7 protein-coding genes are annotated in these 9,327 nt (G+C 57.0%); 6 read left to right on the top strand and 1 reads right to left on the bottom strand.

Going from position 1 to position 9,327, the window contains the following annotated elements; genetic code table 11:
* Nucleotides 1-466 precede the first annotated feature (466 nt).
* Nucleotides 467-2,548, bottom strand: a complete 2,082-nt coding sequence (locus EN939_RS03060; RefSeq protein ID WP_127266893.1) for a sensor histidine kinase — start codon at nucleotides 2,546-2,548, stop codon at nucleotides 467-469.
* 43 nt (nucleotides 2,549-2,591) lie between these two features.
* On the opposite strand from EN939_RS03060, the gene EN939_RS03055 reads away from it, so the two are divergent.
* From EN939_RS03055 to EN939_RS03030, 6 genes are all read left to right on the top strand, one after another.
* On the top strand, nucleotides 2,592-3,269 hold the full coding sequence (locus EN939_RS03055; RefSeq protein WP_236382927.1) for a response regulator transcription factor: 678 nt from the start codon (nucleotides 2,592-2,594) through the stop codon (nucleotides 3,267-3,269).
* Between the two features lie 399 nt (nucleotides 3,270-3,668).
* Complete coding sequence (locus EN939_RS39670; RefSeq protein WP_206520367.1) at nucleotides 3,669-5,051, top strand: collagen-like protein; 1,383 nt, start codon at nucleotides 3,669-3,671, stop codon at nucleotides 5,049-5,051.
* Between the two features lie 41 nt (nucleotides 5,052-5,092).
* Nucleotides 5,093-5,938 (top strand): DUF6065 family protein, encoded by an 846-nt coding sequence (locus EN939_RS03045; RefSeq protein WP_306254310.1) that lies wholly within the window; start codon nucleotides 5,093-5,095, stop codon nucleotides 5,936-5,938.
* Entirely contained in the window at nucleotides 5,919-6,653 is a 735-nt protein-coding gene (locus EN939_RS03040; RefSeq protein WP_127266890.1) for a L,D-transpeptidase, read from the top strand. Before EN939_RS03045 ends, EN939_RS03040 begins: the two co-directional genes overlap by 20 nt.
* A gap of 430 nt (nucleotides 6,654-7,083) precedes the next feature.
* Nucleotides 7,084-7,500 carry a hypothetical protein gene (locus EN939_RS03035; protein WP_245465926.1) on the top strand — a complete coding sequence of 139 codons (417 nt, stop codon included), beginning with the start codon at nucleotides 7,084-7,086 and terminating at the stop codon, nucleotides 7,498-7,500.
* A gap of 71 nt (nucleotides 7,501-7,571) precedes the next feature.
* Entirely contained in the window at nucleotides 7,572-8,174 is a 603-nt protein-coding gene (locus EN939_RS03030; protein WP_127266888.1) for a DUF3011 domain-containing protein, read from the top strand.
* Nucleotides 8,175-9,327: the final 1,153 nt, after the last annotated feature.

The following is a 9,327-nucleotide window of genomic DNA, read 5'->3' as shown; positions in this document are numbered from 1 at the left end:
TTTCCCATGACGCGATAATTGCAGTTGTTTACGACGAAGTTGCCGTCCATCGACACGCATGCCGATGCGACAGTGGAAAGACCGAAGAAGGCCGTGCCGGCGACTGTGATGGCGAGAGAGGCTTTGCGCATAGTGGTCTCCTAACTGGCTGGGCGAACCAACCATTACGAGACCTTGGGCCGGGCCTCTTCCCCCATTTGGGCTAAACCGGCTGGCAAATTCACAGCGGCTGGCTGCGCTTGCGGACGCCATGTGCGGAGATGCCGAATGGCCTGCCCATCGCCGAAGCTTTACGGCCTCCGCGAAGGCCAGAGTGTCCTGGGTCGGGCGGCTCTTCCGCCGCCTCTCTACCAGATCCGCAAGGTTTACCGGAGGTTAACGGTAGACAATGAGCGGCCGCAACTGTGTCTCTTTCCGACCATTTCTTCAGTCCTGGTTCGGCCCAAAAGCCATACGTCAGGGAGGGTCACTTTTCAGGGGCAGGCCAGTTCCCCTCGACGGGCAGTGAGAGGCGGAATGTCGACCCGTTGATGTCGCTGGCGGCCAGTATGAGACCGCCGCCGTGCTGCCGGGCGATCTCGCGTGAAATGTAGAGCCCTAAACCGGAGCCGTTTACCAATTGGCCCGCGGCGCGATAGTACCTCATGAATATGAACTCGTGGTCGTCGGGCGCTACGCCAGAGCCCTGATCCACCACGTGTACAAACGCCACGCCCTGCTCAGTCGACAGCCGGATCGTCACAGAGCTGGTCACCGATGAGTATTTCAGGGCGTTCTGGATCAGATTTTGTATTACAATCTCCAGCAGGTTGCGGTCACCTTTCACAATCACTTCGTCGCCGTGAGTGAAGCTAACACGTCCGGCCGCAGCATCATCCAACCCCGCTTCGGCGGCGTGCAAAACCTCATTCAGGTCGAACATCTTGATCGTGGGAAGAGTTTTCTGCCCACCATTGAGCCGGTCGAAGGCTAGGACGTTTTCAATCAGCGATGACATCCTTTTGACGGTCTGGCGGATCCTTGTGGTGCGCAACTTGATATTGTCGGCGCTTTCACCTGCAGAAGATGACAGATTGTCGGCGGCGGCAGAGATGACGGCCAAGGGGCCGCGAAACTCATGAGATACCAAGGCCACAAAGTCCCGCTGCTGAGCCAGAGCATCGTTGGCGGTGTCCAGAGCCTGCCTGAGCTTGAGTTCAAGCTGGTGACGTCGATCCACTTCCACCTTGAGCGAGGCGTTTCTTTCCCCAAGCTCTGCGGTCCTTTCGCGCACCTTGACAGTCAGCTCCTGCTCGGCCAACCGCGACACTGCGATGACGCGATCCTTCTCCTCGCTCAAGCTGCGCTCGGCAAGCCGCGTTCTCTTTGCGACGGCTGCGCTGAGCAACGCCAGGTGAATCACGGTCCCGCCGGCCAAGAATCTGGACAAAGAGCCGTCCAGCTGGAACGGGTTGGCCCCAGTATACATCACCTGCATCACCAGCAGGACAGAGATTACGCCCAAAAATGCAATCGCCGACAGTAGGTATTGATACCGTCGCCGCACAATGAGCAGATAGAGCACTAGCAGCGAAATGAAGATGAGAGACAGCTGCTGCAGTCGCGATACGAAAAACCCGACGTCGCCGTAGCGTCCCGCAATCGCAAAAGCCAAGGCGATGCCATTGAGCAGTACAACACCCTGGGAGACGCGCCACGCCCAGATCAAATGACGGTGAAACTCAAATAGTCTAGCCAAAAATAACATCATGACTATACTGTATAAGCAAACGATAATACCCCAAATTAGGTGTATGATTTTCGGCTCTAGGGACATCAGAACTTCGGATGCATATCCCATGTGGAAGAGACTTATTAGCCCAGACTCTATGATAACTGCGATGTATAGAAGATATAAAGAATCCCTGAGCCATACGGCATACAGAAAATTGGTGAAGACCATGACGAAAATAGCGCCAACCACCATGCCCATGATCCAATCGTCGAATCGGCGATACTCTTCATAGCCTTGACTCTGCCAAAGGTTCAGCGAAGTGGTGATCGAGGTCGACGATTGGAGTCGGATGTAATAATCGGTTCGAGTGGACGGCACGGAGATCGGGAAGACGGCCGGATATGCGTCGGCGTCTGCTCCATCCCCTAGGTTGAGTTGGCTAGGGGGCAAGACCGAATAACCTCCCGCCCCGTCAGAGACATACAGCGTGATGTGTTCGATCAAGGGCCGTTCTACCTGCAGCAGCCATTGCCTTGGAGCCGTTGAGGCAGACAGGGAGAACCGGGCCCAGATTGCGCCCTTTTGGTAGCCCCGCGTGAGCATCGAAGGGATGGGTTCGAACTGGATGTTGGAGCGCTTGGAAACGATATCGTTGATCGTGAGCGCGCCGGTGGGATCATGAAAGATTGCGAGGTGACCGCTGAGTGAAACCGGAGCCTTGAGGCCGTCCGTCGGTTTCAGCGGAAGCGCCCATAACGTTTGCGGCACAAGACACACAAACAATATAGACAATGCGGCGAATAAATGAAATCGAATGCTATCAGATTGCTGCATGGGGTCCGTAGATGGTCGGAGAAGGCTACAAGCGGGCGATCTCGTGATCGCCCCCCTTGTTTATCTTGTTGATGACGACAGGGATTTCCGCGAGGAGATGGTCTTCGGACTATCCAGATTGGGCCTGAACGTACATGGATTTCACAACGCTGCCGCCCTCTACCGAGCCTGCGCCGCCAAGCCGGCTGAAATCGTCATTCTCGACATTGGCCTGGAGGGCGAAGACGGCCTTTCCATAGCTTCCCATTTGCGGGCCTTGCAATCGGTCGGGATCGTCATGGCGACGGCCCGGAGTTCCATCGACGACCGGCTCAATGGTCTTGAAGCGGGCGCTGACGCTTACCTCGTCAAACCCATTGATGTTCGGGAGCTTGCTGCCACGGTGATGACGCTCAATGAACGTCTCAACAGGCGCCGCGCCCCTTCGTCTCCGGCCCCACGATGGACCCTGGAGGAAGGCTGCTGGGTGCTTACCGACGGCATGGGCCATCGCCTTCGCTTGACCACCTCGGAACGGCACTTTTTGGAACGCTTGTTCAGTGAGCGCGGCAAGACCGTCGATCGCCGCGCGCTCGTCGAAGCCATGGGCGCAGACATCTATGACTTCAACTATGCCCACCTGGACACCATCGTGAGCCGGTTGCGTCGAAGAGCCAAGAAATCCGACATGCTTCTCCCCTTGCACGCAATTCGAGGGTCAGGCTTCGCCTTCACCGATTAGAATGATCGTGCGGACCCTGTCCAGAGAGAAGATTGCCGATCTCATCAATTTGGGAGAGGACAGGGAGGAATTCGAGGAGCATCCTCAAACGACTGACAGTAAGTGTAATGATATGACAGTTACTGCGATTGTGAGGAATCACGAGATTAATTACTTCAAGGAAAGGATTGGATAAATCCGCATTCGTTAGATAGTTCGCATTCTATGCGCAATCGAACAGGAATGTGTCGTGCGCGTGGCGAGGTAGATAACGAGGGCGGCGGTGCGCAGAAGGGGTGCGGGATGCGGCAGCATAAGAGAGTTTTATTTGCCAGTTGTTCTATTCTAACCTTCGCATCCATCTATGTCGGGATTACCCCCGCGCTAGCGGGGGCGCCAAGCAACGAACAACTCTATCAGATGATTTTGGACCTGCAGCGAAATCAGAAGCAGATGGCGCGCAAACTTGAGGCCGCCTACGCCGAGACTGCCCAGGTTAAAGGAGAACTGGCCACCCTGAGGGGTTCGGTGGCCCAGAGTCGCGAGATGGCTGCGCTATCCTCGGTTGAGAGGCGCATGTACCTGTCAAGTCCGCAATCCGACACTCGTGCCGTTGCTGCGCCCAACGTGCGTGTCGGATTCGGCGCGGGAACCAATGGTCACGACCCGTATGCCTTTACCGACGGTTCCGTGGCGCTCCCGCTCGGTGAAAAATACGGCTTCCAGGTGGATGCGATTGGTGGCGTGACGCCAAACAGTAACTTCACAGGTGCCGCCGCGCATCTATTCCGCCGTGATCCGAAAGTTGGGGCGCTGGGTCTGTATGGAAGCTACCTTCATGGCGGAGGTGGTTACGATGATGGTGGAGTTCTTGAAAACGGCTATGTCGAAGGCAAGCTCGGCGTTGAAGGCCAGTACTATCTGGGCCGGGCCACGCTTGAGGGACTTGCCGGCATAGAATGGAACTCACTTGAAGAGGACGTCAGTCCGTTCGCCGAAGGCAGGGTCGGGTACTATCCTACGGATAACTTCAAGGTTAATGGCGGCCTGCGTCATCGCGACGCCTTTGGTGGTAGAACGCAACTTGTTGGCGGCGCCGAGTACCTGACCGAGTTCGGAAGCGGAATAGCGACTTCTATCTACAGTGATTTCAGCTTCGATCTGACGAACAGCGACGTCTCCTCAAGCGGCGATTTTTCTGCGATGGCCGGTTTGAGATTCCACTTCGGCACCAATGGCGATCGAAGCGCCCCGAAGACAGTTTTCTGCAAGGATCCGGACCAGAATTTCGAGTGCGCGGTCACGGATGGTCAGAACGATTATTATGCCGACAAGCCAGGTCGTTCCTTGATTCAGCGTGATCGTGGCGACTTCCTTCCATCGCACATCGTAAGAGACGTTGGCAACTTGCCGACGCCTTCCACCAATGTTTGGGGACAGCCAGGGGCGCCTGGCGCACCCGGCGAGGCTGGTGCGCCTGGAGTGCCCGGCGCGGAGGGGCCTGCCGGACCCACTGGGCCTGTCGGACTGCCCGGATCGGATGGGACACCTGGAGCGCCCGGCGATACCGGCGCGTCTGGACCTCCCGGCGCGCCCGGCGCGGAGGGACCTGGCGGACCTGCTGGGCCTGTCGGACTGCCCGGATCGGACGGGACACCTGGAGCGCCCGGCGATACCGGCGCGTCTGGACCTCCCGGCGCGCCCGGCGCGGAGGGACCCACTGGGCCTGCCGGACCGGTGGGACCTGCCGGACCGGAGGGGCCTGTGGGACCGGAGGGACCTACCGGACCGGCAGGCCCATAGTACCCCCTTCTGTCCTGGTCATGCCGCTACGGTTTGGCGGCATGATCAGCAACTTAGAATCGAATCGTTTGAGGATAGCGGAGAGTATGACCGGCCCGCGTCTTGACTGTATGATCCAGGCTCCGAACCCCCCTGAGCTTGTCGCCGCGGAGGGGACGCGAGATTGGATGGATGCGACCGACCAGCATTTCGCCTATCGTTGCACGCCGCTTTCAATCGCCAATGCCAGCGGATGGGAATTGTTGAACCCCATAAATGTGACTGTTACTTGGAACGGATACAACACCACAAAAGACATCGCCTTCCATGTAAACGAACCGAACGTCACGCACCGATTCATCAGCTCGACCTTCGGGCACGGCATAGTAACCTTTCATCCGGGTTACGTGTTTCGCACCGAGCCGGGCTGGATGGTGTGGGCTCGCGGCTCCCCCAACCGGATGAAGGACGGAATCGCGCCCCTGGACGGCTTGGTGGAAACCAACTGGCTGCCGTTCAGTTTCACCATGAATTGGCGCTTCACCCGCCCTGGGTCTGTCACTTTTGCCAAGGGCGAGCCTTTCTGTTTCATCACCATGATGCCAAGTGTCGCTATCGAGCAGGTGCAGCCGGTCATTCGTCCGATGGAGGACGATCCTGAGTTCCATAAAGAACATAAGGTTTGGAATAGCGAACGTCGACGGTTTTCGGCCGGGCTGCAGATGAACGACGAGCTTACCAAGGAGATGAAGTGGCAGAAGCACTATCTGCAGGGTGTTTCGCCGACGGGGAAATCGGTCGCGGATGACACTCACCGAGTAAAGCGAACTCTGAAGCGGCCGATCCACATCGACCAGTTGCGGGCCCAGGAAAAAGGTTCGCCAGTAGATGAAGCTAGCCAAGAGTAAGCGGCCTGTGCGCATTCCTCCAGTTGGATCGCTAGCATTTGGCCGTTCGATTAACGGGTCGGTTTCGAGCAGAGACGAAAGACCGGAATGCATCCGCCAGTTCGTGCGGTCGGGCTTTGTATTGGCGCTGGCGGCGCTCCTTGTCGGTTGCCTGGCGGATGGAAAAGGTAGCCCGAATACGGCTACAGAGTTAGTTCGCGTGAAAGCCGCTTACGCGAGGGAGCCGCATGAGGTCTTCATCGTCGATCGCAGCAAGTTTGACCAACGCTTTCTGCCTGTCGATGTGACGCCCCCGGAACGCTTGCCTGCCGGTACGGTGTTGATCGATACACAGCAGAGGTTCCTCTATCTATACCGCCTCGATGGAACGGCGCGGCGCTATGGCATCGCCGTCGGGGCTAGCGGTTACAGTTGGTCGGGCATTGCCAGCGTAGGGCGCAAAGCGGAGTGGCCCGCATGGTATCCGACTGACGACATGCGTAACCAGTCGCCCGACCTGCCGCGCATGGTCAGGCCCGGCACGCACAATCCGCTCGGCGCGCGAGCTCTCTATCTGTACAAGAACGGCGTGGATACGCTTTATCGTATCCACGGCACCTCAGAGCCCTGGACCATAGGAACTGAAGCGTCCTCAGGGTGCATTCGCATGCTCAACGAGGATGTGATCGAACTCTACAGTCTGGTGCCGCGGGGAGCAAAGGTCATCGTGAAGTGAGGCGAATTGAACAGGCGCAGGCAAACGCTTGCTGTCGGATGCCGCTGGACCATACCCACGCCGGCGGCACAGGTGACGGCAGATTTCTGCTTCTATCGATATTGCGTCATAGAGGGAGAATTTAAGACATAGGCGTCGCTGCTCGTATCGATAGCACTCGCGAATAAGGTTTTGGATACCTTAACCGTCATCTCTGTCCGTCATAATCGACGTTTAGGTATTCTTTTTTACACCTTTTGCGTGTACTGAAATAAAAAAAATCAATGGACGCGCCTATATATCAGTTCACGTCAGTGACGGCATGCCGTTCGTCTTCCCGTTCGCCGTCGGCATCAGTCAGGGCGCGAACGTCCGAAGGACAAATCCAGGCTGATGGGTTGGCAATTGAACGCACCGAGTGAAAGGACCTATGATGAGGCACTCTCTATTCATGCTGGTTTCCGCCGCGCTATTGAGTACCGCCGTTGCGGGTCCAGCGGCAGCGCAGACCGCCGCTGAAACAAACCAGGCCCTTGACGCGCTGTTCGGCAGTCACACAACCTATCAGCAGTTCTTCGACAAGCTGCAGAAGGCTGTCAGTGCCGGTGACAAGCAGACCGTCGCGTCGATGATCGATTATCCCTTCCGCGCCCGGATCGGCGGCAAGGCGATCAAGATAAACGACGCCGCGCATTTCGTGACGGATTACGACAAGATCGTTACCGCCAAGGTCAAACAGACCGTCCTCAAGCAGACCTATCCGACGCTGTTCGCCAATTGGCAAGGCGTCTCAATCGGTGATGGCGAGGTCTGGTTCTCCGGCGTCGGAGACGGCAACACCATCAAGATCACCGCGATCAACGACTGACACCTGGCGGAAGAAATTCCATTTTCGATGATACCGACGCAACCGATCGTTGACCACTCCGGAGGGTTCACATGCTACGTTACCTGTTCATTGCTTTGCTCGCGCTCGGCTCATCGTGGATGATCTCTGATGCCCGCGCACAATCGACCGTCGAATGCCAATCGAGGCACTATCAGTATGGCGAATGCTGGGCGGGCCCGCTGAGCAAGCCGCAACTCATTCATCAGACTTCCGGAAGTCCTTGTATTTTGAACCGGACCTGGGGCTACAATCCACGCAGCAAATATATTTGGGTCGCGCAAGGCTGCTCCGGAATTTTCGCCGATGTCGGCGGCTACCACCATGGACGTGGCGACAGCTTTGATCCCAATGCCCGCATGTATGACCATCGCGGTCATGACGTCGGCGCGGTGGTTGGCGGAGCTATTCTCGGCGCTCTGATCGAGGGGATGGCGGACGATCATCACAATCGACGGCACACGACGAGTAACTACCGCTCCGATAGCAGCTACAATGGTTGTCATGGCATCGGATGCAAAGTCGACAATCCGGACAAGGCAATCGATACCCGACCGCAATTTGACAGGCAGGGAGAGCCAAACTTTGATGTGCATGGCAACTACCAAGGATGCCATGGTGCAGGCTGCCTTGTCGACAATCCTGACGCGGAGTGAATTGAAGGGCGAAGGAAGCCGGTCACGATTGTCAAAGCGGGGCTCTTAAATCTTTGCCGCAGCATCAATCTTGATCTTCATCGTGGCATCACCACGGCAGACTTCGTTCACCTGCTTCTTGGTTTCTCCTCGAAGCGGTGGAGGCAGCCGAACATGTTCTCTATCTCCTCCTCCATCGTGGCGGCGGCTGAGACGATAAGATCGAGGTTCTTATGCCGTCGATCCATGGGGGCTTGTGCGGAAGCCTCTTTGTACCAAGAATGTACCAAAAGAGAGCCGCTATCCAGAAAAATCGTTGCGAATCAGTCTGTTACGGGAAATTGATGGCGGAGAGGGAGGGATTCCCTTTCACCTCTATGATACTGAAAATACTAGTCTTTTCGCGCTTTTTGTTACACAGTTTGTTACACAGCTACAACTACGATTTATAACCGCTCTAAGCTCGCAGCTTTTGGGCTCGCCTGCCCAATCCATCCGATCTGTCGAAACCGATGGCTTGTAGGACACTCCCGCGTGTGTACGTTGGGGCTTGGGTCAGAAGGTGACCCACAGCAAAGACGGGAGCGCCGCAGCGCAAAAGATCTCATCGGTCAAGGAACAGATAGTGAAGTAGCCTGTGACAATCGGCGCCAGCATCACCTCCAAAGCCGACCAGGAAAAACCCGCAAAAAACGTCGCCCTCAGATACCCCGTCGGCAATGAATATGGGACCGAAGTTGCGCGGCAGATCGGGCGTTAGATGCCTTCATGACATCTGAACCTGAGCAGGCTCCTACGCCGCGAGCCGGCACATTTCCGAACGGAGTTTCGTCCGGCTGCGCAAAAAGGTGCCCTGTCGAGACTTACTTGTTGGCCAAATGGCTTAGCAGGGACGAACTCGTGAAGAGATTGATAATGCAACACTATCAGTCGTTGTGCTGATCCGACAGGCTGTGCGTTTTGGCACGAAAATCATGGCGAAAAGCGCACCGGCACTTTACTCTCCAAATTATGATTCGCCTCGATCCCGCGACCGCCAGCTCCTCTGCGCCGCCCTCCGTTCCCGCGTGGGCGATCACAAGCGCCGGCGCGCCGAGTGACGGCGACGCCGCCTTCCGGGCCGGCGCCGCCCTGGGTGCCCTCGACACGCTCGCCCGCGCGCAGGCAGCCTGGG

The organism is Mesorhizobium sp. M7A.F.Ca.CA.002.05.1.1 (assembly GCF_003998335.1).
In the GTDB taxonomy this organism is placed as follows: Bacteria; Pseudomonadota; Alphaproteobacteria; order Rhizobiales; family Rhizobiaceae; genus Mesorhizobium.
Note: the sequence above shows the minus strand (reverse complement) of the source record. Positions and strands in the feature narration are given on the sequence as shown.